General features: G+C 60.4%; 20 protein-coding genes and 1 tRNA gene. 9 read left to right on the plus strand and 12 right to left on the minus strand.

Annotated elements, in window-relative coordinates; translation table 11 throughout:
* Nucleotides 1-36 precede the first annotated feature (36 nt).
* Together AC1DX3_RS01645 and AC1DX3_RS01650 are read right to left on the minus strand one after the other, a co-directional pair.
* Nucleotides 37-798, minus strand: coding sequence for a GyrI-like domain-containing protein (locus AC1DX3_RS01645; protein ID WP_476987483.1), 762 nt, complete (start codon nt 796-798; stop codon nt 37-39).
* 196 nt (nt 799-994) lie between these two features.
* Nucleotides 995-1079 (minus strand) — tRNA-Leu (locus AC1DX3_RS01650).
* Between the two features lie 496 nt (nt 1080-1575).
* Between AC1DX3_RS01650 and AC1DX3_RS01655 the strand changes: the two genes are divergently transcribed.
* Nucleotides 1576-2046 carry a terminase small subunit-like protein gene (locus AC1DX3_RS01655; RefSeq protein ID WP_476987484.1) on the plus strand — a complete coding sequence of 157 codons (471 nt, stop codon included), beginning with the start codon at nt 1576-1578 and terminating at the stop codon, nt 2044-2046.
* A gap of 77 nt (nt 2047-2123) precedes the next feature.
* Here the strand turns inward: AC1DX3_RS01655 and AC1DX3_RS01660 are convergent, their stop codons facing one another.
* On the minus strand, nt 2124-2546 hold the full coding sequence (locus AC1DX3_RS01660) for a hypothetical protein (protein WP_476987485.1): 423 nt from the start codon (nt 2544-2546) through the stop codon (nt 2124-2126).
* A 258-nt stretch (nt 2547-2804) separates the two neighbouring features.
* Between AC1DX3_RS01660 and AC1DX3_RS01665 the strand changes: the two genes are divergently transcribed.
* On the plus strand, nt 2805-5138 hold the full coding sequence (locus AC1DX3_RS01665) for a beta-L-arabinofuranosidase domain-containing protein (RefSeq protein ID WP_476987486.1): 2334 nt from the start codon (nt 2805-2807) through the stop codon (nt 5136-5138).
* Nucleotides 5139-5463: 325 nt separating this feature from the next.
* Here AC1DX3_RS01665 and AC1DX3_RS01670 read toward each other — a convergent pair whose 3' ends face one another.
* The gene (locus AC1DX3_RS01670) at nt 5464-6048 is read right to left on the minus strand and encodes a dihydrofolate reductase family protein (RefSeq protein ID WP_476987487.1); all 585 of its coding nucleotides are present in this window, start codon (nt 6046-6048) and stop codon (nt 5464-5466) included.
* A gap of 104 nt (nt 6049-6152) precedes the next feature.
* Nucleotides 6153-6734 (minus strand): dihydrofolate reductase family protein, encoded by a 582-nt coding sequence (locus AC1DX3_RS01675; RefSeq protein ID WP_476987488.1) that lies wholly within the window; start codon nt 6732-6734, stop codon nt 6153-6155.
* Between the two features lie 214 nt (nt 6735-6948).
* On the opposite strand from AC1DX3_RS01675, the gene pdxR reads away from it, so the two are divergent.
* On the plus strand, nt 6949-8394 hold the full coding sequence (gene pdxR / locus AC1DX3_RS01680; protein WP_476987489.1) for a MocR-like pyridoxine biosynthesis transcription factor PdxR: 1446 nt from the start codon (nt 6949-6951) through the stop codon (nt 8392-8394).
* 34 nt (nt 8395-8428) lie between these two features.
* Here the strand turns inward: pdxR and AC1DX3_RS01685 are convergent, their stop codons facing one another.
* Together AC1DX3_RS01685 and AC1DX3_RS01690 are read right to left on the minus strand one after the other, a co-directional pair.
* On the minus strand, nt 8429-10081 hold the full coding sequence (locus tag AC1DX3_RS01685; protein WP_476987490.1) for a glycoside hydrolase family 9 protein: 1653 nt from the start codon (nt 10079-10081) through the stop codon (nt 8429-8431).
* 12 nt (nt 10082-10093) lie between these two features.
* Nucleotides 10094-11785 (minus strand): serine hydrolase, encoded by a 1692-nt coding sequence (locus AC1DX3_RS01690; RefSeq protein WP_476987491.1) that lies wholly within the window; start codon nt 11783-11785, stop codon nt 10094-10096.
* A gap of 424 nt (nt 11786-12209) precedes the next feature.
* On the opposite strand from AC1DX3_RS01690, the gene AC1DX3_RS01695 reads away from it, so the two are divergent.
* Nucleotides 12210-13589: a hypothetical protein gene (locus tag AC1DX3_RS01695; protein WP_476987492.1), complete on the plus strand. Its 1380-nt coding sequence runs from the start codon at nt 12210-12212 to the stop codon at nt 13587-13589.
* Nucleotides 13586-14911 carry a glycoside hydrolase family protein gene (locus AC1DX3_RS01700; RefSeq protein WP_476987493.1) on the plus strand — a complete coding sequence of 442 codons (1326 nt, stop codon included), beginning with the start codon at nt 13586-13588 and terminating at the stop codon, nt 14909-14911. Before AC1DX3_RS01695 ends, AC1DX3_RS01700 begins: the two co-directional genes overlap by 4 nt.
* 164 nt (nt 14912-15075) lie before the next feature.
* Here the strand turns inward: AC1DX3_RS01700 and AC1DX3_RS01705 are convergent, their stop codons facing one another.
* On the minus strand, nt 15076-16251 hold the full coding sequence (locus tag AC1DX3_RS01705) for an alpha/beta hydrolase family protein (RefSeq protein ID WP_476987494.1): 1176 nt from the start codon (nt 16249-16251) through the stop codon (nt 15076-15078).
* Nucleotides 16252-16419: 168 nt separating this feature from the next.
* A complete protein-coding gene (locus AC1DX3_RS01710; protein ID WP_476987495.1) occupies nt 16420-18015 on the minus strand; it encodes an amidohydrolase family protein in 1596 nt (531 codons plus the stop codon).
* A gap of 75 nt (nt 18016-18090) precedes the next feature.
* On the opposite strand from AC1DX3_RS01710, the gene AC1DX3_RS01715 reads away from it, so the two are divergent.
* Both AC1DX3_RS01715 and AC1DX3_RS01720 read left to right on the plus strand, forming a co-directional pair.
* Nucleotides 18091-18552, plus strand: coding sequence for an Lrp/AsnC family transcriptional regulator (locus AC1DX3_RS01715; RefSeq protein WP_476987496.1), 462 nt, complete (start codon nt 18091-18093; stop codon nt 18550-18552).
* Between the two features lie 149 nt (nt 18553-18701).
* Nucleotides 18702-20273, plus strand: a complete 1572-nt coding sequence (locus tag AC1DX3_RS01720) for an SEL1-like repeat protein (RefSeq protein ID WP_476987497.1) — start codon at nt 18702-18704, stop codon at nt 20271-20273.
* A 10-nt stretch (nt 20274-20283) separates the two neighbouring features.
* On the opposite strand, the gene AC1DX3_RS01725 is transcribed toward AC1DX3_RS01720, so the two are convergent.
* Genes AC1DX3_RS01725 through AC1DX3_RS01735 form a run of 3 tightly spaced genes read right to left on the minus strand, consistent with a single transcriptional unit; the run spans nt 20284 to nt 21609 of the window.
* Entirely contained in the window at nt 20284-20691 is a 408-nt protein-coding gene (locus AC1DX3_RS01725; RefSeq protein WP_476987498.1) for a DoxX family protein, read from the minus strand.
* 22 nt (nt 20692-20713) lie between these two features.
* Nucleotides 20714-21253: an SRPBCC domain-containing protein gene (locus AC1DX3_RS01730; RefSeq protein WP_476987499.1), complete on the minus strand. Its 540-nt coding sequence runs from the start codon at nt 21251-21253 to the stop codon at nt 20714-20716.
* Nucleotides 21250-21609 carry an ArsR/SmtB family transcription factor gene (locus AC1DX3_RS01735; RefSeq protein ID WP_476987500.1) on the minus strand — a complete coding sequence of 120 codons (360 nt, stop codon included), beginning with the start codon at nt 21607-21609 and terminating at the stop codon, nt 21250-21252. The genes AC1DX3_RS01730 and AC1DX3_RS01735 overlap by 4 nt, the downstream gene beginning before the upstream one ends.
* 377 nt (nt 21610-21986) lie before the next feature.
* On the opposite strand from AC1DX3_RS01735, the gene AC1DX3_RS01740 reads away from it, so the two are divergent.
* Both AC1DX3_RS01740 and glnA read left to right on the plus strand, forming a co-directional pair.
* Nucleotides 21987-22325, plus strand: a complete 339-nt coding sequence (locus tag AC1DX3_RS01740; protein ID WP_476987501.1) for a P-II family nitrogen regulator — start codon at nt 21987-21989, stop codon at nt 22323-22325.
* 65 nt (nt 22326-22390) lie between these two features.
* Complete coding sequence (glnA, locus tag AC1DX3_RS01745) at nt 22391-23797, plus strand: type I glutamate--ammonia ligase (RefSeq protein WP_476987502.1); 1407 nt, start codon at nt 22391-22393, stop codon at nt 23795-23797.
* Nucleotides 23798-24183 lie beyond the last annotated feature (386 nt).

The following is a 24183-nucleotide window of genomic DNA, read 5'->3' on the forward strand; positions in this document are numbered from 1 at the left end:
CGGGAAGGCTGTTGAGTCAAGCCTCGGCGTTTGCGCTTATTGGGGGGCCTTGACCGGTACCCAGACTTCCAGCCCGCCTTCGCCGGTGCGGCCATCGAAGGACGGGCCGTATTTTTCGAAGAACGGCGCCGGCAGGACCTGCAAACCGCTTTCCGGCAACCACGTGTCCCAGATGGCGGCCCAGGTTGAGCGCAGGCCGGAGATATGGCCCGTGTGCGGGAAGACGGCATAGGTCTGGGGTTCCAGGCGGACGGGGGTAAAGGCCGGCGGCAGGTCGGCCCCTTCCCTGACTTCGACGGCGCAGAGATAGTCGAAAGCGTTGTCGCTTTGGTTATAGCAGACGCCGTAGGTGGTATAGGCCGGACCGGTTTGGTACGGCATGTCGCCGAGATAGGGTACGAAGCTTTGCCATAGCGACGGGATGTCGGCGCTGGTCTTCGGGGTGTAACGGCCGTGGATGCCGGCCAGCAGCTTGGCGCCGTCTTTTTCGAGATGGTGGGGGCTGGCGGTGTGGAGTTTAACCTGGTCCATGAGAATGGCTTCCTGAAGCTTGAGTTGGTTCAGCAAGTCGCGGTCGCGCACAGCTTCGGGCGTTAGATTGAAAGCCGCCACGAAGGCCCGGGTAAAGGCTTCGTGGGAGCCGTAGCCGGCGTCCAGGGCGACGCTCAGTATATCCGGCGCGCCGGCCGCCAAACGCTTGGCCGCCACCGCCAGCCGCCTGGCCCGGACATAGGCCATGACCGGCATCCCCATGCGCGTATCGAAGACACGCGTCATGTGGAAACGGCTGACGCCCACGGCTTAGGCGATATCGTCGAGCGAGATATCGCGGTCGAAATGGTTTTCGATAAACCACAGGGCCTTGCCGGCGGGGTGGACGGGGATCATGCGTAACCTTGACTTGCGGGTCAGAGCTTAACCGGCTGTGGAGGGGCGCATTTGATCAGGATTGCGGTCGGGGCGCAATTTACAAAAAATTGCTTTGCGCGGGGCATGGTGCGGATGAGAGGACTCGAACCTCCACGCCTTGCGGCGCTGGAACCTAAATCCAGTGCGTCTACCAGTTCCGCCACATCCGCAAGGTCCGCGGCGGTCATGGCGCAAACCGGGCGGCAGGTCAAGAACAGGATGCGGCAAGGCTGAGAGGAATGTCGTTTTTGCCCTGGATATGGCGATGGGGCAGCAGGTCACTGCCGAGATTCGGAGTGGCTGTGGTCGGATTGGCGGAAAACCGACGCTCCGAATCTCATTATGGCAAAATTGTAGAGGTAAAATGTTGCCGTAATAAATGGGTGAAATTACGATTTGTAAATTTTATTATCATATTTCGTATTTTATCATTGACATGGCAGGGCAAGCTTGGTAGGCTTTCCTCAGCATCCAGTGTTGCGAACGAAATCAACCCCACGGTTTTTGACCGGCGGGGCTTTTTATGCTCGGGCAGGGTGATCAAGCAAGTGACCCCTCCGTCAGCGACTTCGCGCGAAGATGCGCGAGCGCGCTGACACCTCCCCATTTCTGCGAAATAGGGACGAGAAGTGGGTTGTAATCCTTTGAAATTTAGGAGAAATGAAGATGACCACAGAGACCAAGACAGAGCGGCGTCCGCGCAGCACCTATTCGGAAAAACTGGCCGAACGGGTTTGCCAGCTGATCGCGGTGAGCACGGTCGGGTTGAAGCGGATGGTCGCCGCCGACATGACGCTGCCGAGCGAAAGCACCATCTATCTGTGGGTCCAGCTCTATCCCGACTTCCACGATAAGTATCATGCGGCGCGGGAAGCCCAGGCCGAGGCGCGATGGGCGGCGTGTCAGGTGATCGCCGAAGACTACCAAAAGGATGTCAAGGTCCTGGTCGATGCGAGCGATCCGCAGTTGGCGGCCAAGACCAAGGCGCTGAATGAGGCCGCCAAACTGGTGATCGATGTGCAGTGCCGAATGATTGCCTGGCTATCGCCGAAGAAAGCGAGCGAAATTGTCAGCAAGCCGCCCAAGCGCAAGAGCAAGCCGTTTATGTACAAGACCCTCGACGACCTGATCTGCTAAGGCGGCATACCGTCTGTCAGGCCTGAACCTGTGTGCGGCCGGACGCTGGCGACAGGTTTATGACGCCGATTTAACGGTCAACCGGCGCCGATATCTTTGCGGGCGCCGATGGTGGTGATGATAAATCCGCCGAGCACATCGAGCGCGGTCATCACCATCAGCAGGAAAAAGGTCGAGGTGGCGAAGGGGTGCAATAACAGGAATTCGACCAGGGCGACGATAAACAGAACCATGCTCAGGGCGTGATTGAGAATGATCATGTTGCTGGTGTTGGTGGATCTGAGGATTTCGAAAAACAGGCAAATCAGGCCGCCCAGCAGGATGATGTCGCCGGCGCTGATCACCCAGTGCGAGTCGGCGGCCTTCATTGGAATCGTGAACCAGGGTTGGGATAGGGCCGACAGATCGCTCGCGCCAAAGGCGCCGGCGATCATGGAGACGATCGCGATCAGGTTATAGGCGCCGATCGGCAGCGCGAGGAGCGGGAATCGACTGTCCAATTGACCGGCCTTGAGGGAATGCGGTTGAGCGGTGAGATCAGGAGGTCAGGCGTATCAGGGTGCGCGTAAAAATACCATGGTGTTGCGGTGGTTGTTGGGTGACTGAATTGAACGCCATATATGAGATTTATAAGGCGTTCCGACACCACCCTCGCCCGCAACGCCTCAATTGTATGAGTATTGACTATCGACCCCGGCTATGATCGATAGAAGGCCATAGACGGCGCGCAATGACGCTGCGTTCAGGGAGTTTCGATCATGCCTATCTCACGCCGTTCGGCACTGGTTTCGGTTGCGGGCCTGACCGCCGCGGGACTGGCCCGCCCCGTTTGGGCGGAGACGAGCAGCGACGTGGCGGCAGTCACGCCTTTTCCGCTTTCGCAGGTGCGATTGAACCCCTCGCCTTTCCTGACGTCGATCGAGGCCAATCAGCGCTACCTGCTGGCGCTCAGCGCGGATCGTTTCCTGCACAATTTCCGGCTTTATGCCGGGCTGGCGCCCAAGGGCGACCTCTATGGCGGCTGGGAAGCGCGCGGTATCGCCGGCCACAGTCTCGGTCATTATCAGTCGGCGCTCAGCCTGATGTACGCTCACACCGGAAAGCCTGAATTCCGCGAGCGGGCGCTTTATATCACCCGCGAACTGGCCCTGGTCCAGGGCGTTAATGGTGACGGTTATGCCGGCGGGACGAATGTCGACCGGGACGGCAAGACCGTCGACGGCAAGGTGATTTTCGAGGAAATCCGCCGCGGCGATATCCGCACGCAGGGCTTCGATCTTAATGGCGGTTGGGTGCCGCTCTACACCTATCACAAGGTGCTGGCGGGCGTGCTGGATGCCCACCATTATTGCAACGACCCGGCCTCGCTTCAGGTGGCGCTCGGTCTTGCCGGCTATCTCGGCGGCATTTTCGAGGGGCTGAGCGACGCCCAGATCCAAGAAATTCTGCGCGCCGAACATGGCGGACTCAATGAAGGCTATGCCGAGCTTTATGCCCGCACCGGCGACACACGCTGGCTGACCCTGGCGGAGCGCATCCGCCATCGCGCCGTGCTCGATCCGATGGCCGAGGGCCGCGACGAATTGGCCGGCAAGCACGCCAACACCCAGATACCGAAGGTCATCGGACTCAGCCGAATCTACGAGGTGGCGCCGACCGACCAGCACCGTCAGGACTGCGCCAAGGCCGCCCTCTTCTTCTGGGAGGCGGTGACGAAGGATCACTCCTATGTCATCGGCGGCAATTCGGAATATGAACATTTCGACGCGCCGGACAAGTTGGCGAAACATTTGGGGCAGCAGACCTGCGAGGCCTGCAATACCTACAATATGCTGAAACTGACCCGCCATCTTTACGGCTGGTCGGGCGATGCCCGCTATTTCGATTTTTATGAACGGGCGCACCTCAATCACACCATGTCCCAGCAGGATCCGCAGACGGGCATGTTCACCTATTTCACGCCGCTGGCTTCGGGTTACGGCCGCGTGCATTCGTCACCGGACAACGATTTCTGGTGCTGCGTCGGGTCGGGCATGGAAAGCCACGCCAAGCACGGCGAAAGCATATGGTGGCGCAAGGGTGACCGGGTCATCGTCAATCTCTATTACGCTTCGACGCTCGATTGGGCGGGAAAAGGCGTGCGGCTTGATATGAAAACCGCCTTTCCCGACGATGAGAATGTCGCGATCAGGGTGGTGAAGGCGACGCAGCCGGTCGAGTTGGCCCTGCGCGTGCCGGCCTGGTGCGCCGACCCGGGGGTGACGGTGAATGGCCGCGCGGTCGCCGCCAAGGCGCAGGACGGTTATGTCGTGCTGGCCGGGCTCAAGGCCGGGGATGTGGTGAAACTGTCCCTGGCCATGGCCGTCCATGCCGAGACCATGCCCGATGACGACCGGCTGGTGGCCTTCCTGAACGGCCCGCTGGTGCTGGCCGCCGACCTGGGTCCATCGGACAAGCCGTGGGAAGGCGCCGACCCGGCCGTGGTCGCCGACGGTAATGACGGCGTCCTGGTCCGTTCCGGCGAAACCTTTAGCCTGGGCGCATCCGGCCGGCCGCAAAACCTGACCATCAGGCCCTTCTATAGCCAGCATCATAACCGCACGGCGGTCTATTTCCGTCGTTTCACGCCGGCGGAATGGCCGCAGATCGAGGCCGGTTATGCCGCGGCGGCGGCCGAAAAGGCCGATATCGAGCGGCGCACGCTGGATTCGATCCGGCTCGGCGAACAGCAGCCGGAGACCGACCACGCTTTCCAGGGCACACCCAATACGGCTGCGATCACCCATATCGCCGAACGCGGCCGCTTGATGAACCGGGGGTATTTCCAGTTTGAACTGGCGGTGAAGCCGGGCCCGCTCGATCTCCAGGTCAGCTATAATGGCGCCGATCACAACAAGGATTTCAATATCCTGGTCGATGGCGTGGTTGTGGCGCATGAAACCCTGCCGGGCGCGGCGACGGTCGAGCGCAATGTCATCACCTACAGGCTGCCGGACATGGGCGGGAAGTCCAGGATCACGGTGCGTTTCGAGGCGGAGAAGGATCAGTGGATGACGGTTTACGAATGCCGTGTGATCGCACGGAAGGCGTGATCGGCGTTTGTTTGGGCGTGGTTTGGGCCGCGAAATGGGCGCAATGTGCCGGTTTTATCCGGTTTGAACGATTAAAGTGACGCTAAGCGGTGATTGGCGGGCCTAAATCCGCCTTCGCCGGTTGCGTGGTTTGCTGCAATTTGACCCGCCGAACGGCCGAATGACCGAAAAAGTTATCCAATTCTGTCCAATTATTCTGCCGGCGTCTTGTTCTGAGCGAAGGATGCGCCTGCGGTGCACCGTGAAGGCATGGTCGAGGGCTGAGCGCAGGCATGCGCCATCGGTGGTTATATTTATGCAATTCATAAGGCGTGCCCGTAATCCGCTAAGGCTTCTTGACCACTCTGTAACGAACATGCGTAGCAAGGGAGGTGTCGACGACATCTAGCGGCTGCAATTGAATATGGCGGCCAAAGTCACGAAAGAAGGATTTGCCACTTCCGAAAATCACCGGAACAATATTGATCGCAATTTCGTCGACAAACCCCGCCTCAATGGCCTGTTGACCAATATCCGGGCCACCCATGATACAGACACCCTTTTGCGCCGCCATGGCTTTTGCATCTTCAATTGCGGCTGAGAGGCCTTTTGTAACGAAACGATAGACGCCATTCTTCGGCGACGTCTCTGGAGCTTCGTGGGTAACAACGAAAACAGGCAACCGTAGCGGTCCGGTTGGTCCATCACTGTGCCAACTTGGCAAAGACGTGTCATAGGTTCGCCGGCCGGTGATAACAGCACCTATAGTACTTATGGCGTCTTCGAGATATTTGGCGTTTTGCGGATCGCCCGGAAAAGCCCACTCATGAAGGCGCTCTCCGCCAATTCCAAGGGGCTTTTCTGGAGTGGCATGTGCAGCCTCTACGAAGCCATCAAGCGACATGCTCATGGTTAAGGTAACGATCGTCATTTTGTTATCGTTTCTCTGTTGGTTTTCTGCATCGGTTTCATTGGATCATTATTTGTGGCTGCCCAACTTCAGGGAGTAGTAGACCGCCGCCGTCTCGTCAGGCCTTAGGCATTGGCCCGGTGACGGACACGATAGCGGATGTGTGTTGCCTGCGGCGTGTCGATGACCCGGACAAGCTCCAGCTCGATCTCTGACGGCAAAACATCGAACAGCCGGCGGCCGCGACCGAGCAGTACCGGGATCAGATGGATCTGGATCTCGTCCAGCACCCCGGCCCGGAGGGCTTCTTGCGCCGTGTAACCACCCCGCAGCTGTACGTCACGATCGCCGGCCGCCGCCTTCGCCAGCGCCATCGCGCTCTCGATTCCGTCGTTCACGTAGGTCACCAGCGGATAACCCCAACGGGCGGCGGGCGGCGGAGGCCGGTGACTGGGCACGAAGATCGGGGCACCGCCATGACTGCCGCCCCAGTGATCCATGAGCTCGGCAGTCCGCCGTCCGGCAAGGACGGAACCGGCCGCGTTCCATTCGGCTTCAAATTCACCGATGGGACCGGGTTGATCGGATGCCTCGTCCGCGCCCATCCAGCGGTGCAGGCGCTCACCATCCTCGCCGCCAAGATAATCGTTTTCGTCGGCGATGTAGCCATCGAGTGACATCGACATGTCGAGGATGGATTTGGACATTTCGTTCTCCTGTGACGACTTAAGGTCAAATGTGCGAAGGGGGCTGCCGGCAGGTGACGTGGGCGCCGTGCCGGCGTAGACCTATTCACGGCGAGCAGGGTTGCACAGAGATTGGACTGTCGAAAGGACCGATTGTCACAAAATCCATGGAACCAATCTTCGTGATGCGGTAGAGGTACTTAACGCAGCCCTTCAGACTTGGTGGAGACGCAACTTGGTCCTCGCGCTGGAGCTCGATATCCGGCTGCCCGACAAAAACTCGGGCCAGCTTGTCAGTCAGTTGCATCGACAATTGAGGACGGCGATTGTCAGCGGCCGGTTGCGCGCTGGGACGCAGTTGCCCCCTACCCGGAAGTTGGCGCTGGAGCTCGGAATTTCCCGCAATACTGTTGTCGCCGTGTACGACCTGCTGCTCAGCGAGGGTTATCTGAGCGGCAAGGCAGGATCCGGGAGCTTCGTCAATGAGATGCGGGGGCTTCGTTCCGATCAGGGAAGACGTCCCGACCTGGATTTCACCTCGCGCATTGCGCCGTTCTGGCGACGCCCGCCGACCGTTCCGAGCTTCAACGTGCCGAAGACCATCACGTACGACTTCAGGTTCGGACACCCGGATGTGGCGCAATTCCCTCATCACATCTGGCAACGGCTATCAGGTCGCGCGATGCGACAGGCCATTCGGCGGGGTGAAGAGGCCGGCCCGTCAGAAGGCCTCCAGGTGTTGCGTGAGGCCGTCGTGCACCATGTGTCGTTTTCCCGCGCCGTGTCCTGCCAATCCGAGAACGTCGTGATAACCAACGGTGCGCAACAAGGCTTTTCGCTGCTGGCGCAAGTCCTGGTGCAACCCGGCAAGACCGTCGTTGCGATTGAAGACCCCGGCTTCCGCCCGGCGCGGATTGCGTTCGCGGCCGCCGGCGCAAGGATCAGGCCGGTGCCCGTCGATGCCGAGGGCATCGTCGTTTCGAAACTGCCGCCAGACACGGGTGTGATCTATGTCACGCCGACGCACCAATCTCCACTGGGCGTGACCATGTCCGCCAGGCGGCGAACCCAGTTGCTTGCCTTTGCCGAAGCCCATTCGGCCGTCATCATCGAGGACGACTACGACAGCGAATTCCGATACGGCGACCGCCCGCACGACGCCCTGCAGACTCTCGATGATTCCGGGGTCGTCTTCTATGTTGGCACGTTTACGAAGAGCCTGTTCCCCAGCTTGAGGCTGGGCTTTGTGGTATCGCCGCCCTGGGCAACCGAGGCGCTGATGGCCGCCAAGCGCGTGGCGGACGGACAATGCGCGGCCGTCGTGCAAGCCACGTTGGCGGAGTTCATTCTGGAGGGCCATCTGGCACGCCACGTCCGAAAAATGCGCAAGGTCTACAGCACCAGACATGATGCCGTGCTCAAATCAATGATCGAGCATCTCCCTGACGTGCTGGAGCCAATTCCCACCTCGGCCGGGATACACTGTGCCGCCTTTTTCCGAACGCCGGTCTGCATAAATGATGTGATCAATCGCGCTGCGAACGCAGGTATCGCTATGGAAGATCTTGATCGGTTCTGGGTTGCGCCTCCATCCAGATCCGGCCTGGCTTTCGGATTCAGTGCCATAGACGAAAGCCGGATCGAAGACGGTATCGCCTTCCTGGCAAAGACCTTGACTTAGGGCCGCGACGGGCGAGCGAAAAGCATTCGAGCCCCTATCCCAGCATCCCCGCCACGAACACCAGGGCGGCGTTTTCCGACGTTTCGCCCTCGTTCGAGGCATATGAGCCTTCGTTCTCGCAGGCATCGACGAAACATTTCGCCGGCGGCGTGCCCTGGTCGATGACGGCTTTCAACAAGGCGTCGGCACCTGCGGCCTGACCGTTGGCGCCACCACTGGCCCAGCCGGGAATGGCGATGCCTTCCATATTGCAGATCCAGTGGAACGGCCGCTGCGTCGGCCGCGCGCCGTGGCCGGTTACGAACGCATGATCCAGGCTGTTTCGGCCCAACAGGTAGTCGAACAGGCTCTGGGCCGCGATCCGCAGGCCCGCCTCCGGGGCCAGATGATCGGCATAGAGGCAGACCGCGGCCTCGTTCAGCGCCATTTCGTTCGAACCCCATGCGTAGCTTTCGGCCAGGGGTGAGAAGCCATAGGCGTCGCCTTGCGTCCGTGCCACGATCTGCCGCGCGCCGGCGACGATCATCGCCCGGGCCTGGTCGTGTCCGCGCAAGGCCAGCGACATGATCCCCAGGACCTGGGGCGACGGCCAGTAGAAGGGCACGATCCCCATCTCCGGCAGGACGATCTGACTGTTGTCGACGCCTTCCAGGATAGCTATTTCGCACATGGCCCATACCGTCTCCTGGCGCGCATCCGGATCGAGATAATAGCTGTCCGAATGGCCAACGTCTGGATGTTGCGCCAACCATCCCCATGCCGCCTGCGCGGCCGCCTTGCACCGACCGGCAAAGGCCGCGTCGGCGGGTGCGAATACGCGTGAGGCATGGCCCATGACGCCGGTGAACACGCCGGCATCGATGCTTGAGGCCGCCATGGCCGCGCGCGGATTGGTGTCGTCCGCCGGCAGCTTGCCCCAGGTCAGCAGCGGCTGGCTGTCGACCTTGTGCAACACGCTGCCGTCGGCGTTCTGCATCCTGAGCAGCCATTCCAGCCCCCAACGCGCCGTCTGCAAAAGGTCCGGCAGCCCGTTATACAAGATCGGCGTGTCGAGGCGGAGATCCGCGATCCCGGGCCTGAGTTCGTACAGGCGCAACATATGGCTCACCGACAAGGCGTGCATATGGGTATATTTGCCGAAATCGCCGGCATTGTACCACCCGCCGCTGAGATCGCGCTTTTGACCCTCGACCATCACGGCCGCATCGCCCGCGTGCCCGGCCTTATGCCGGACGCCGGTCAACGGATCGTCGATATCGACATTGGCCCGGATCAGGTAAAAACACCGCGCCGCATCGCGCAGCAGGTCGTTATAGACGCCGTCGCCGATGACGAACGGATGCGATATCCCGCGCCCGGCGCGCACGCGGTAACGCCCGGCATGGGTCAGCGCGCTGAAGTCGCCGCACATGGCATAGTCCCCGGCGCTTTTGCGCAGGTCGAAAACCTGGCTGCCGAGCTGGCCCGTGAAGACGACGTTGTCGCTTTCATCCAGGATATCGAAAGCCTTAAGTGGCTCGTTTGGTTTGACGGTCATGGCGAACTGCTTCGCCGACGCGGGGGTAAATCCTATCTGGTTCAGCCTGGGCGTGGCAAGGCCCGCGTTGGCGTCCGCCGCCCGGGCCGCGGCGCCGAAAGAGACGAGCGGCAGGGCGGCCCCGCCGACTATGAAATGTCGCCTGTCCATCCCCTACCTTCCCTATTGCCGGACGCCAGGAACATCCTGGCCGCCCTGATGCAGGATGCAGCCGATCTTGCCATCCTTGTCACGCACAAATTCCAGCCTGGCCTCGACCGTCTTGGCGAAAAACATCGTCGCGGATTCCGGATAGGCCCTGACCTTGTCCTGGCCCGTGGCCTGCACGACCAGATGGTTGCCCTCCACGCTTACGGTCAAGCTCAGGTCGGGCATCAGCACATAGGTTCCGGTATATTGCGCCAATATCTCCGGTGCCACCTCGATCGCCTTCGGCAGAGGGACAACCTCGGCCGGGAAGCCGTGGGCGATGCTCGTCAGGGCCCGCGATATCCACACCGGCGAACTGTTGTCGAGATTGCCGAGGACAATGACCGAAAGCCCGCCTTCCGGCTGATAGGCCGCGTCGCTGACATAGCCGGGCAGATGGCCGCTGTGGCTGTAAAGGGTGTGGTCATCCAGCGTCATGCGCGCAATGCCTAGACCCTGGGTCTCCATCTCGGCAAGGGCGGCTTTCGAGATCAGTCGCCCGCCGAACAGGGCTTCCTGCCATGTCAGCAGATCGTGCGTGGTCGAAACCAGACCGCCGGCCGAGAAGCTGTTGGTCAAATCGCGGTGCGCGGCGGCGACCGGCACGTCATCGCCCATCTCGTAGCCGATCGCATCACGCGGGCCGACCGGCGGATTGTAGCCTGTGGCGTCCATATGCAGGGGCACGAAGATGTTGTCGCGCAGGAAATCGCCATAGGTCTGGCCGCTGACCTTTTCGATCACCAGGCCGAGGATCGAGTAGCCGGCATTGCTGTATTGGTATTTTTCACCGGGCCGGGAGCCGAGCGGCAGGGTGCGGATGATCCCCCATAGCCTGGCAGGGGTGAAAGGCTCGCCGAAATGCCCGGCCAGCAGGGGATTATGATCGCCAAGGCCCGAGGTATGGGCCAACAGGTGGCGCAGGGTGACGCCTTGCCAGGCGGTTGGGGCATCGGGGATATATTTTGTGAGCGGATCATCGAGGCTGAGCCGGCCGCGATCCCGCAACATCAGGATGGCCGTGGCGGTGAAGGGCTTGGTGATCGAGGCGATATGGTAGCGGGTGTCCGGCGTGTTGGGTGTTCCGGCCGACCTGTCCGCCAGGCCGTACCCCTTGTCGATCAGGGCATGCCCGCCCTGCGTGACCAGGATGGTTCCGGTAAAGCGATCGTCCCGGGCATAGCCGTCGATAAGCGCTTCCATCGCGGCGCTTTCCTCGGCGGGGCTGGCGAAAGCATGCGGCTTCTGGGAGTCGGCCAATGCGTCTGTCAGTGTCGCGGCATCGGTGCGCCGCAGGTTGAGAGACGATGTATAGCCGTCCTTGCCCCACTGGAAGGTGCCGGTCCACTGACGACCGGCTGCATCCCACTTGCCGTCGAAAAGCGCGCCACCGATCGCCGGCACTTCGAAATTCAGATGGTCGGGCGTGGCCGAGATATGGGTTAGCGGAGCGTCGATGACGGCATGGGCGTCCGGGGTGTCGAGCGGCCGTTCGTGGCTGGAATAGGTGCCGGTATAGGTGCCGTCCGGCGCCTTGACGATACGGATGAGCGACCAGAGGTGGTTGTCGATAGCGCCGGTCCAGGCGCCGTCGGCTTGCTCGGCCCAGGCAGGCATGGCAACGAGGCCGGCCATCATGACCGACAAGCCAAGGGTTTTGGCCAAGCCCGAACTGCAAAACTTCAAAATCGGCCCCCTTTAGTGACCCGTCCCGGTCCGATCATTTGACACACTGATGACTTAGACTTGCAAGTCTGAACCGTGCGTGAATGCTCATATTCGAGCTGGGCTTCGGCCTTATCGGCCACTATCAGCCCTGTTATGATTTATGAGGCCGCGGGTTCCCTTCATGGTTGAGACGTGTTAGGTTGGTCTTCTTAAGCTATGGTTGCAGGATGCGGTAAGCCCTGGAACCCCGATGATGAGACTGCGACGGTCACGAGCCTCAGGCCCTGACGTCGAGATTGTAGTCAGTACCCGCGTTGGGCACCCGCCCCGACTTTCCGACCTGGTTAGCTTTGTTTTGAAATTCCCGGCGCGCTTTGCCGGATGTTCAGCATCATTTTGTGGATATTTAAGGGGAGACGTCATGCCGAACGTAGCGGATATCGCGGTCGACACGAACGACAGTCTGGGACAGAAAATCATCATTCTTTACGGCCGCAACGGGCGGGAATTCTGCGTCTACGGCGTCGAGAAGCGCGTGATGATCTGTTTCGCCGACGACGTCGAGCGCAACCACCAGCAACGCAAGGACTTATCGGTCCTGGCGCCGTTGCGGGGCGAGATCGACGGTCTCATCGACGGCTGGCGGGACGGCACGGAGCGGTCGCTTTTCGGCTTTGCCCAGTCTTCGCGCCTGCTCGCCAAGGCGGCGGGCTATAATCGCCGGGTCGCCGATGCCCTGGTCCTGGCGCTGGAAGGCGATGTCGGAACCGCGGGCACGCTGCTGTCGACCATCAAACAAAACATCATCGACGAGCGCGTCGCGCGGGCGCGGTTCGAATATCTGATCGCGGCCTTTTTGACAGCCTTGGGCCTGATGTTCGTGGGTTGGCTGGTCACCGCCACCTATGGGCTGGTCGCCGACACCCATTGGGCGCCACGCCGGGCGGCGGCCGGTTGGGTCGTGCTGTTGTTGGCGGGTCTGGCCGCGAGCGCCTTCTTCTACCTGCGTTGGGTATGGTCCGGCAAGGATGCTGCGCAGGCCAACACCGCGGCCGCCGGAGCCAAAACCTATATAGAGCGGTTTTGGGCCAGCCTGTGGCCGGCGGTGTTCGTGTTTGCCGCCATCGCCATTCCGATTGTGGCCTTGATGATGAAGCCGGTTTTCGAGGCCGCGGTTTCCAGCGGAAAACGCATGGATTTTGCCGACGGCATCGACGTGTGGCGCGCCGCGGCGGCCGGGTCGGTCGGTGCCTTTTTTTCGATCGCCATCGGCATTCGCGGACGCACCGTTCTCCCCGACCTGCAGCGGACGTCCAATCTCATGGACGCGGCGTTACGCGTGACGATCGGCTTTATCGGCGCCAGCGTGCTGATGGCGCTGGTCAAGCTTCAGCTGATCAATGTCGCCATCGGTACAAGCCAGGCCCTGGGGGGCGAAACCCTGCTGAGCGTGCTGATCATCGGCTTCATTGCCGGTTTCAGCGAACGCATGGTCCCCGACCTGCTCGGGAAGGCCAGCGCCCAGACGGCGCCGCCGCGCCCTGCCCCGGCACGCCCCGCCGACGGCAAGGCGGATGGCGGACAGAAGGATGGCGGTGGCGGTGGTGTCGGCGGTGCTGGCGGCGGTAATGGCGGGGGCGGCGCCAAGGGGCCCGCGGCCGCCGACGATCCGCCACCCGACGCCTATGAGGACGGCTGCGTTTGCGACCATGAGTTGGAGGACGAGAACGTCACGCACGACACCGACCTGCCGCCGGCATCCGGCGGCGTCGCGGCCAAGGCAGAGGAGACGCCGCAATGACTTATGCTCTCACCTGGCTACCTGCCGTGCTGGAAAAAGCCGGCCTCAAGGTCGCGGAAGTGCCGGGATGGCGCACGCGCGGCCGGCGCGAAATGGGCACGGTGGAGGGCGTGATCTGCCACCATACGGCCACCAATAAACCCGGCAATATGCCGACCCTGCAAATGCTGGTCGACGGCCGGTCGGACCTGGCCGGTCCGTTGTGCCAGCTGGGGCTGGGGCGCGACGGGACCTTTTATATCGTCGCGGCGGGCCTGGCCAATCATGCCGGAAAGGGCAGCTGGGAAGGCTTCACCGATACGGGCAATACACATTTTATCGGTATCGAGGCGGAGAATAGCGGTCTCCCCGGCGATCCGTGGCCAATCGTGCAGATGGACGCCTATCAGCGCGGCGTGGYGGCGATCCTGACCTTTATCGGCGCCAAGTCGAACATGTGCTGCGGGCACAAGGAATATGCCCCCAGGCGCAAAACCGACCCCAGTTTCGACATGCCGACTTTCCGCAGCGCCGTGCAGACCTTCATGTTGGGCAAGACGCCGAAGCCGCCGATCGCCGCCAGCGACAAGAAGGACCGGCCAACCTTGCGTCGGGGCGCGCGCGGACCGGATGTCGAGGCCTTGCAGCGGCTGATCGGTGTCGATCCCGACGGCGATTTCGGCGCGCGTACCGAGGCGACGCTGCGGGAAAAACAGCGCGAGCTCCATATCGTTCCGGATGGAATCTGCGGGCCGAAGACCTGGGCCATTCTGTACGAAGAAGAAGCGCCGCCGGTGCCGGAGCCGGTTGTTTTGGTCACGCCGCCCGTGGTGCCTGAGCCAGCCGTGCCCGATGATGTGGCCCCCGCCCCCTCCGCCCAGATGGAGATCGGCGCGGCGGGATTGAAGCTCATTCAATATTACGAGCATTGCGAGGTCGCTCAGGGCGGTGGCAAGTTCAAGGCCTATCCCGATCCGGGCAGCCATAACGGCTTGCCCTGGACGATCGGCTGGGGATCGACGGGCGACGACGTCAAGCGGGACACGGTGTGGACGCAGAAGCAATGCGACGACAGGTTCGCCGCGGACATGAAGATCTATGCGAAGGAAGTCCGGGCGGCGATCGGTGATGCGCCGACCACGCAGAACCAGTTCGACGCTTTGGTGTCGTTTCATTACAATACCGGGCGGATCAGCACCGCGACCTTGACCAAGCGGCATATCGCCAAGGATTATGCCGGGGCGCGGGAAGCCTTCGGGTGGTGGATCAAGAACGACGGCAAGGTGCTGCGCGGCCTTGTCCTGCGGCGCAAGGCGGAAAGCGATCTCTACGCGACACCGTGATGGGTGGAATTTATGTCGCGGCGAGCCGCCTCCCACGGCGTCGATCTATGGTTTACCATTCCAGGGCGAGGCATATCGGTGATGCCGTCGGACTATTCAGATTGTCGTCCGGCGCCTGAGCGTGAGAGGGAATCGCCCTGCCCGGCTTTAGCGGCTGCGATGGATTAATGTCCATCCTGAAGCGGATGGGAGCGTCCGTATGGGCCGCCCGTCCTGCCGAGACTCCAGTCCCCTATGAGTTTGAAATAGCCGTCCGTGACGCGCGTATGCGTGCGAGTGCCATCCGGGCTTTCAACGAACTCGTACATGCCGTGGTCGGTGTCCGGAAATATATAAACATCAAAGGGTTTTTCGTGTTTTTTAAAGTCGCTTAACGACGCGACCGTTTCAGCTATCGGCGCTTCGCGATCCTTCCCGGCGATCGTCCACAGCAGCGGAACGGTCAAACCGTTCAATACGGACTTTGAATCGTAATCCCAGATGAGTTCGAGATTATCGAAGACAGCGCGGCCGACGCGACGCAGATCGCTGTCGCTCATGCGCAACATGTCTCCGCTATATTCCCCGTTAATCGCGCGGACCCATTTTTCATCGCGGGCGTCTTTGCGCAGCGCGTCCAAGGCTTCGAAGCCGGCGGTAAAGTGAGACGAAGCGATCCTTGCCGTGGCTTGCGACAATCGTATTATCTGCGCCTTTTCACGATCGCTGAGCCCCAGGGTTTGCGCTTCCAAAAGCATTTGGTCGCGATCTTCGTCAATCGGCGACGCGACCAAGCCAAAACCGACGGCGACAAAATCGACTTTTGATCGCGTCGCCGCCAGGGGCGCCACCCAACCGCCCTGGCTTTGCCCCCAGTATCCGGACCTGTCGAAATGGCCGGCGGCCAAGTTTTGGGCATGCGCCATGGCCGCCGCGGCGTCGTCAGCCAGCAGCTCGAAGTTTTGCGTGTAAAACCCGCCGGACTGCCCCGTGCCCCGTTTATCGTAGGTGAAAACGCTCACCCCCTGCGCGGCCAGCACATAGGCGCGATTATTGTCGATGGCAGGCTCGGTATCGGAGCCATGAACCATCACGACCAGAGGCCGGACGGGGGAAGTGCCTGGCCCCGTCGGCTCGAGCAAATCTCCGACAAGGACAGCGCCGGGCACGGGGATCTCTTCGCGCGTGCGTTTAAAGTCTCTCTTCTCAAGGCGGATCTGTTCAGAGTTCTCCGCCGTCAGGAGGACATAGCCGGCCCCGCACTTGACCGGGCTCTCCGGGGACAGGGTACTTCCGTATCGGCCGTCCAAAATCAAATAACCCATACCGGGGGGCGCTATCCAGTCCTTCGGCGTCAGCACGACAATGTCCTGATCCGGCGCACCATAGGCCCCGGCTTCGCATGTGGCTTCGGCGGAATGGGACGATGTGGCGATTGCCAGGACGAACCATGCGGCCGTCATGGCAAGGCGCATATTTTTTATGGAATGGTGCAAGATAGAATACCCCTGTTGACGCTTTTAGGCGCTTTAATTGGCGATCGAGTCCTTCGCCACCCTGGCCAAGCGCAATTTCAAATCTTCGTCGGAGTACCATTTCCCGTGGGTGAAAACGCCGCGCACATCCGCGGCATTCTGGATATCGTCCAGCGGGTTCGCGCCAAGCAGGATGAAATCGGCGCGTTTGCCGACTTCGATCGTGCCGGCGTGATCGTATTCTCCCAGGTATTTGGCCGGGTTGACGGTCGCCGCCTTCAGGGTTTCATAAGGCGTCAGTCCGGCTTTGACGAAGAGTTCCATTTCCTGATGTTGGGCAAAACCCGGAACCAGCGCGCCGAAGGCATCGGAACCCGTCAGCAGCGGAACGCCCGCATCATGAAGTTCTTTCGTCAAGGTGAGCAAGGTCGTCACGTTATGATCGAAATGATCCTTCAAACTTGATGGATCGCCGATGGACTTAAGGAAGGACGAAAAAACAGGGACAAGGCCGACACGGTATTCATTTTTGTCGTTGTCGAGAGTCTCGTGACGCATGCCTTCCGGCAGATAGTTGAGCCGGGGATCGTTCGCGAGCGCCGCAAACGACTCATCCGAAATATAGGTCGGTATGATGGCATAGATGACGATTGTCGGGTCCCAATAGACACCGGAGTCGGCAATATCCTTCCCGATTTCAGCGCGATAGGCATGATCCTGCAGGTGGGAGATATTGTGATAATAGGCCGTCATGAAATGATGGTTATTGCCATTTTCCTCTACCCCGAATTTCGCCTCTTCGCCGAAACTTGCGTCGCGCGAGATGTACAGCAATTCCTCGACGTGCTCGATGCAATCCATGCGCAGGGTTTGGGCCAGAGGCATCATGTGCTGGCCATGGCCCCTGATGCGAAAACCGCGTTCGCGTGCGCCGGTAATCAGGGCTGTATAGAGTTCGGGTGATAAATCACCGTGAACTTTGATCGCGTCGTAATGGCGGTCGGCGGTTTCCTGCAAGGTCTTGTTGACATCATCCAGTGATTTAAGGTTCCAGCTTTCGAGTTGGGGACCGCTGACCAGATAGCGCGGACCGTCCATCGTCCCGGCCTCAATGCTGGCGCGCAGGGCGAGGTGGTCGATTTTACCGTCGCCGTCGCCTAGCCCCATATTGAAGACCGTCGTGACGCCGGCGGCCAGGTTCAGATCGAAAAAATCCTGCGGCGGCATGCGCAAATGGACATGCATGTCCGACAGTCCGGGCATCAGGAACTTCCCGCTGCCGTCGATGTGCGTGGCCGAGCGATAGCGGCCGGATGCCCCATCCGTAATCGCGACAATCATGCCGTCACGCACGACCACCGATCTGTCGCGCTGCACGATGTCCCGGTTCATTGGCACGACGGTGACGTGGTCGAAAACAAAATCGGCGTCCCGTAAACCCGCCGCGTGGGCGCCGCCCGAGAGGCTCCCGATCGCCAGAAAAAGAACAGCCATTTTCAGCGTGTGAAACATCTTTAGCCCCCCTGTTGTTGTCGTTTTTAGATGCGGCCATCGCCGGACCAACCTCTCATCCCGGGCGTGCCGAGCGCGGCCGGGGCCGATGGAGGGAATCCGGGAAAGACATGCGTCACAGGGTAAGGTAATAAACACGACGCTTCTCGGCGAAATTTGCTATTCGGATGACGATAATGTTCGCAAGAGCAGAATAAACAGGCGGAATACACCATGGATGCATTCGACCAGCGGTTATTGGACATCATGCAACGCGATTGCACCTTGTCTCACGCCGAGTTGGGACGGCAGGTTTCCCTGTCGGCATCCGCCGTCCGCCGCCGTCTGGAGGCCATGCGCGAAACTGGAGTCATTGCGGCGGAGGTCGCCATCCTGGGCAATGTCGCGGCCGCCGGCATCACAATCGTGACCAGTCTTTGCTTCGGCGAAGAATCTGTAGCGGCATACCAGGCCTTCCGCGAAGCAATGCGATCGGACCCACATGTCCTGCAATGCTACTCGGTCGCCGGGCAGTACGATTTCATCATGGTCGTCGCCGCGCCGTCGCTGGAAGCCTACGAGGTTTGGGGAGAGGCGGTGCTGATGTCGAACCCGGCGATCCGGCGCTATGACAGCTATGTCAGTTGGTCAACTGTCAAGTTCACGACGCACCGCCCTGTCTTTGCGGCTTCGTAAGCCGGCGGGTTTTCGGGACTCTTGACAGACCCCGGCCTGCATAGGACAACAGTACGCGGGGAAAGTTTCCATGAAAAAACAATCGAATTGGCCCCTGCGTATGGCTGGCCTCGTTTTCGTGCGCGGCTTGATTCAGGGGGAATATTGATATGCGTACGAAAACAGTCTTGATGACCGGTCTGGCGGGGCTGGTCCTGTCGGCAGCCCTGCCCGCGATGGCGCAGGACCTGCCGGCGTCGATAGGGGCCGGTGACAATCCGTCCGGGGCCGCCTTGAGCGCGGCCATGGCGGGTCAGGTGAAGACGTCGGCGGATTCCATCGGCAATCCCGAGGCCGATGACGGCAAGGCTGCCTATGATGCCGGCAGGTACGGCGACGCGTTACGGCTGTGGATGCCGCTGGCCGAAAAGGGCGATCCGTCGGCCCAGCTCGACATGGGTTTGCTCTATGAATACGGCAAAGGCGTGCCTCAGGATTACGCCAAGGCAGCGGAATGGTATCGAAAATCCGCCGACCAAGGGCATGCCAGCGCGCAGTATCGTTTAGGGCTGTCCTATGTCGATGGCCAGGGCCTTGCTCAGGACTATGCCGCCGCTCTGAATTTGTATAGAAAAGCTGCCGACCAGGGCTATGCCCCGGCACAAAACGATCTGGGCATGCTCTATTCGCGAGGTCAAGGCGTTCCGCAGGATTATGCCATGGCCAGAACTTGGTATCAGAAGGCGGCTGACCAGGGGTACACGCTTGGGCAATACAATATCGGTGTCGTCTACGACCTGGCGCGCGGCGCCCCTCAGGACTACGCCGCCGCCGCGGAATGGTACAGAAAAGCCGCCGACAAGGGGTTTGATCGGGCGGAATATAATCTCGGTGTTTTATACGATCAGGGCAATGGCGTCGCCAGGGATTACGCGGCCGCCGCGGGTTGGTATCAAAAGGCCGCTGACCAGGGACTTGCCGAGGCGCAATATAATCTGGGCGTCCTGTATGAACAGGGGCATGGCGTCAGCCGCGACTATACGGCGGCGGCCGATTGGTATCAAAAGGCCGCCGACCAGGGATTTGCCGAGGCGCAATATAACCTGGGCGCGCTTTATACCAGCGGCAAGGGCGTTGCCAGGGATTATGGTGCGGCCGCAACATGGTACCAGAAAGCGGCGGACCAGGGATATGTGCTTGCGGAATATAATATGGGCGTAGCCTACGACCTGGCTCATGGCGTCCCGCAGAATTACGCCACGGCCGTGGCCTGGTACAAAAAAGCCGCCGCCCAGGGTGACAGTCAGGCGGAATATAATCTCGGCGTTTTGTACGAACAGGGGCTGGGTGTCAGCCGGGACAGTGCCGTCGCTGCGGAATGGTACCGGAAAGCCGCAGCCCGGGGATATCCTCAGGCCCAATGCAATCTCGGCACCATGTACGCCGAGGGGCAAGGTGTCGCCCGGGACGACGCCGCCGCCGTCGGCTGGTTTCGAAAAGCAGCGGCGCAAGGCCTGGATCAGGGGCTGTACAATCTTGCCCTGATGTATGCGCGCGGTCAGGGTGTACAACGGGATTATGTTCAGGCCTATAAATGGCTCAACCTGTCGCTCCTGCATACGGACAGTGCCGAGATGCGCAAGGCGACAACGCACGATATGGGGATCGTCGCTGGCGCGATGACGGCGGCGCAAATGGCTCAGGCCAAGGCGTTAGTGAAGGCGTGGAAGCCGGGAGCCTAGGCGCAAGCGCTTAACTGCGCCAGGGGAACAGGGCGCGCAGGCGGGCGTCGCGCAGATAGAGGCCGCCCCAGACGAACAGGCCGAGATAGACGCCGAACAGGTCGTGCGAAAACAGCGGGCTGCCGACGCGGAGGTGTGTGGCGACGGCACCGCCGAGATAGCCGGTCAGAAGGACTGCGCCGAGCACCGAGGTGCGCGGGAAGACGTAGAGGATTGTGCAAATCAGCAGGATGACGCCGAGGGTGCGCGCCATGGCGGCGGACGGCGGCCAGCCGAGCTGCTGCGAGGTCTCAAGGACGATCGGCAGGGCCAGGAGCTTCATGGTGATGTCCATGATCAGGAAGAGCACGACCAAGGCGCTCAGGCCGTAGCCGATACGGGGAAGCCATTTGGATTCGGTGGGATCGGTGGCGGTCATGTTGGCGTTTCCTCCTTTTAAATTACTTGCTGGATGCAAGTGGCCAATTTTCGATGCGGCTGATGCGCGGCGTCATCAGGCTGACCAGGGGGCCGAGAGCCATGACCATGGCGCCGCTGAAGGCCGGCTTGCCGGTCTCGACGCAGGCCTTGAGGTTTTCGACGATGAAGGGGCCGCTGGCGACCATCTTGCCCATCTTGGTGCCGGGGATGGCGTCCGAGATCAGGGTGAGCTCGGTGCCTTCGGGCACCTCTTTCAGTTCATAGGTGGTGCGGGCCGGCTGTTCGCCCTCGACCTGGGTGAAGGAAATCGTGTGGGAATAGCGATAGGGCGGATCGAATTCGAGGACCTCTCCTACCGCGATGGCGAACTTGCCGTTTTTCGACACCATGCGCATCGGTTTGCCGGGTTTGAGGCCATCCCCGGTCTGGCACACGGCGCCGAAGACGAACGGCAGGACGGTGTCGGTCTTGACGATGGTGTTCCACACCGTCTCGATCGGGGCGTTGATGGTGACCTTCCACATCTGGCGTTGCCCATAAGGATTGGTGTCGTCGGTCATGTGTCCCTCTTCGTGGTGGCTGCCAAATCGGCGGCGTATTCAGCGGCGTATTTGATGTCGGTGAGGCGGCGGGCCCAATGGGCGCTGTATTGCGAATTCCAGCGGTCGTGGATGAACTGGATCGGCACCGTATTGAGGTAAAGCCGGCGGCTGCGGCCATCCTTCTGGCTGAGGATGAGCCCTGCCCGCTCCAGCACGTCGAGATGATTCATCACGGCAATGCGGCTGACGTCGAAGTCCTGAGCCAGTTGGCCGACCGTGACGCCCGGCCGGGCGTTGACCAGATCGAGCATGCGCCGCCGGTGTACGTGGGCCAGAGCGTGAAAGACCGAATCCATGTCGTCATCTGTAAACATGTAATTACATTATTACATATTATCCGGCTGTCAAGCGGGGTATGTATGCCGCAGCGCAGCAAGTTCGCCACATTTTCGCTTGATTTCCGAATCGTCCATGGCAATATTGATTGCAATTGAGACCGGATAACGCCCCCAAAGCGAACCCAGCCTGCCGAGTCGCGTTAATTTTCCCTTTATGCACCGCGAATCTGGGTTACAGGTTATTTTCCTTTTGAATTTCGCACCCTGCGGGTCTAAACGCAGGACTCTCAACGTTCACGTCTCGTAAACAAATCTTTCAGCCATGTGAGCAGGTGCAATGCAAAACGGCTTGCATTCTTGCGCAATGCAAACAAGTTAACGAACTGAACGGTCTGCTGTTTTATGGATTGCTCATGAAAAAGATAGAAGCTGTCATCAAACCCTTTAAGCTCGACGAAGTGAAGGAAGCCCTTCAGGAAATCGGGGTGCAAGGCATGACCGTGCTGGAGGCCAAGGGATATGGCCGCCAGAAGGGCCACTCCGAGCTTTATCGGGGTGCCGAATACGTTGTTGATTTTCTTCCGAAGATCAAGATCGAACTGGTTGTGGCCGACGATCTGGCTGCGACCGCCCTGGAAGCTATCCAGACGGCGGCGCGGACCGGCAAGATCGGCGACGGCAAGATCTTCGTGAGCGACGTCCTGGACGTCGTTCGCATCCGAACCGGAGAGTCAGGACCGCAGGCGGTTTAACCCGCGGGCGCTTCCCAACCCTTCTTCCCTACTCACTTACCTACGGCTCAATGGGGCGTCAAAATATGACTTCAGCTGACATCTTAAAGCTCATCAAGGAAAAGGACGTCAAATATGTCGACGTTCGCTTCTCCGACGTGCGCGGCAAATTGCAACACGTGACCTTCGACATCGACCTGGTCGACGAAGACTTCCTGGACGACGGCACGATGTTCGACGGTTCGTCGATCGCCGGCTGGAAGGCCATCAACGAATCCGACATGAAGCTGCGTCCGGACCTGAAGACGGCCTATATCGACCCCTTCTATCAACAAACCACGCTGTTCCTGTTCTGCGATGTCGTGAACCCCGACACCAACGAGCCCTATAACCGCGACCCGCGCTCGATCGCCAAGAAGGCCCTGTCCTTCGTGCAATCGTCCGGCGTTGGCGACACCGTCTATTTCGGCCCCGAAGCCGAATTCTTCATCTTCGACGACGTCCGTTGGTCGATCCAGCCGGACAATACCGGCTATGCCTACGACGCGTCGGAACTGCCGCACAATTCCGGCAAGGTCTATCCGGAAGGCAATATGGGCCATCGTCCGGGACCCAAGGGCGGCTACTTCCCCGTCAACCCGATCGATTCGGCGCAGGACCTGCGCGGTGAAATGCTGGCCGTCATGGGCGAACTGGGCATGGAACCGGAAAAGCACCACCACGAAGTGGCGCCGGCCCAACACGAACTGGGCCTGAAGTTCTCGGACATGCTGACCATGGCCGACCGCCTCCAGCTCTACAAGTACGTCGTCCAGAACGTCGCCCATGCCTATGGCAAGACCGCGACCTTCATGGCCAAGCCGATGTACGGYGACAACGGTTCGGGCATGCACGTCCACCAGTCGATCTGGAAGGCCGGCAAGCCGCTCTTCGCCGGCGACAAGTATGCCGGTCTGTCCGACCTGTGCCTGTGGTACATCGGCGGCATCATCAAGCACGCCAAGGCCATCAACGCCTTCTCGAACTCGACGACCAACAGCTATAAGCGCCTGGTTCCCGGTTACGAAGCCCCGGTCAAGCTGGCCTATTCGGCCCGCAACCGCTCCGCCTCGATCCGTATTCCGTGGGTGTCGTCGCCGAAGGGCAAGCGCCTGGAAGCTCGCTTCCCGGATCCGATGGGCAACCCCTATCTGACCTTCACGGCTCTGCTGATGGCCGGTCTTGACGGTATCGAAAACCGTATCGATCCGGGCGCCCCTGCCGACAAGAACCTGTACGATCTGCCGCCCCAGGAACAAAAGAATATCCCGGAAGTGTGCGGTTCGTTGCGTGAAGCCCTCGAGAATCTCGACAAGGATCGCGCCTTCCTCAAGAAGGGCGGCGTCATGGACGACGACTTCATCGACTCCTATATCGAACTGAAGATGGAAGAAGTCATGAACCTCGATCTGCGTCCGCACCCGATCGAATTCGAGATGTATTACAAGTGCTAAGCTGAATAAGCTGACGTGATGTAATAAGGCCGCCCGGCGACGGGCGGCCTTTTTTGTGCCGATGGGTTGGGTTGACAACGCAACAGCCCCTCCCCACTTCACAGGCGGATGAGGCCCTCATTTATCGCTCGCGACGATCAGCCGTGGAGGCCGGTCTGTTTGGAATGCCCGGCCGTACGGTAACCGCTGAATTGTAGTATATATTATAGTTGCATATGCAACCAATGTGGTTTCTTGCGCAACCATGGCCAATCGGGTTAATTCCGCCCTCATTCCCCGCATTTCGACACATAAATGACGCAAACGGGCGCGCGCTATCTCTTGACGCCCCGTTAACCGCACAATCCCCTTTGCGAAGATTTGAAGTCACGGCACTGTGAGCAGGT

Source organism: Asticcacaulis sp. P2_B1, from assembly GCF_056404915.1.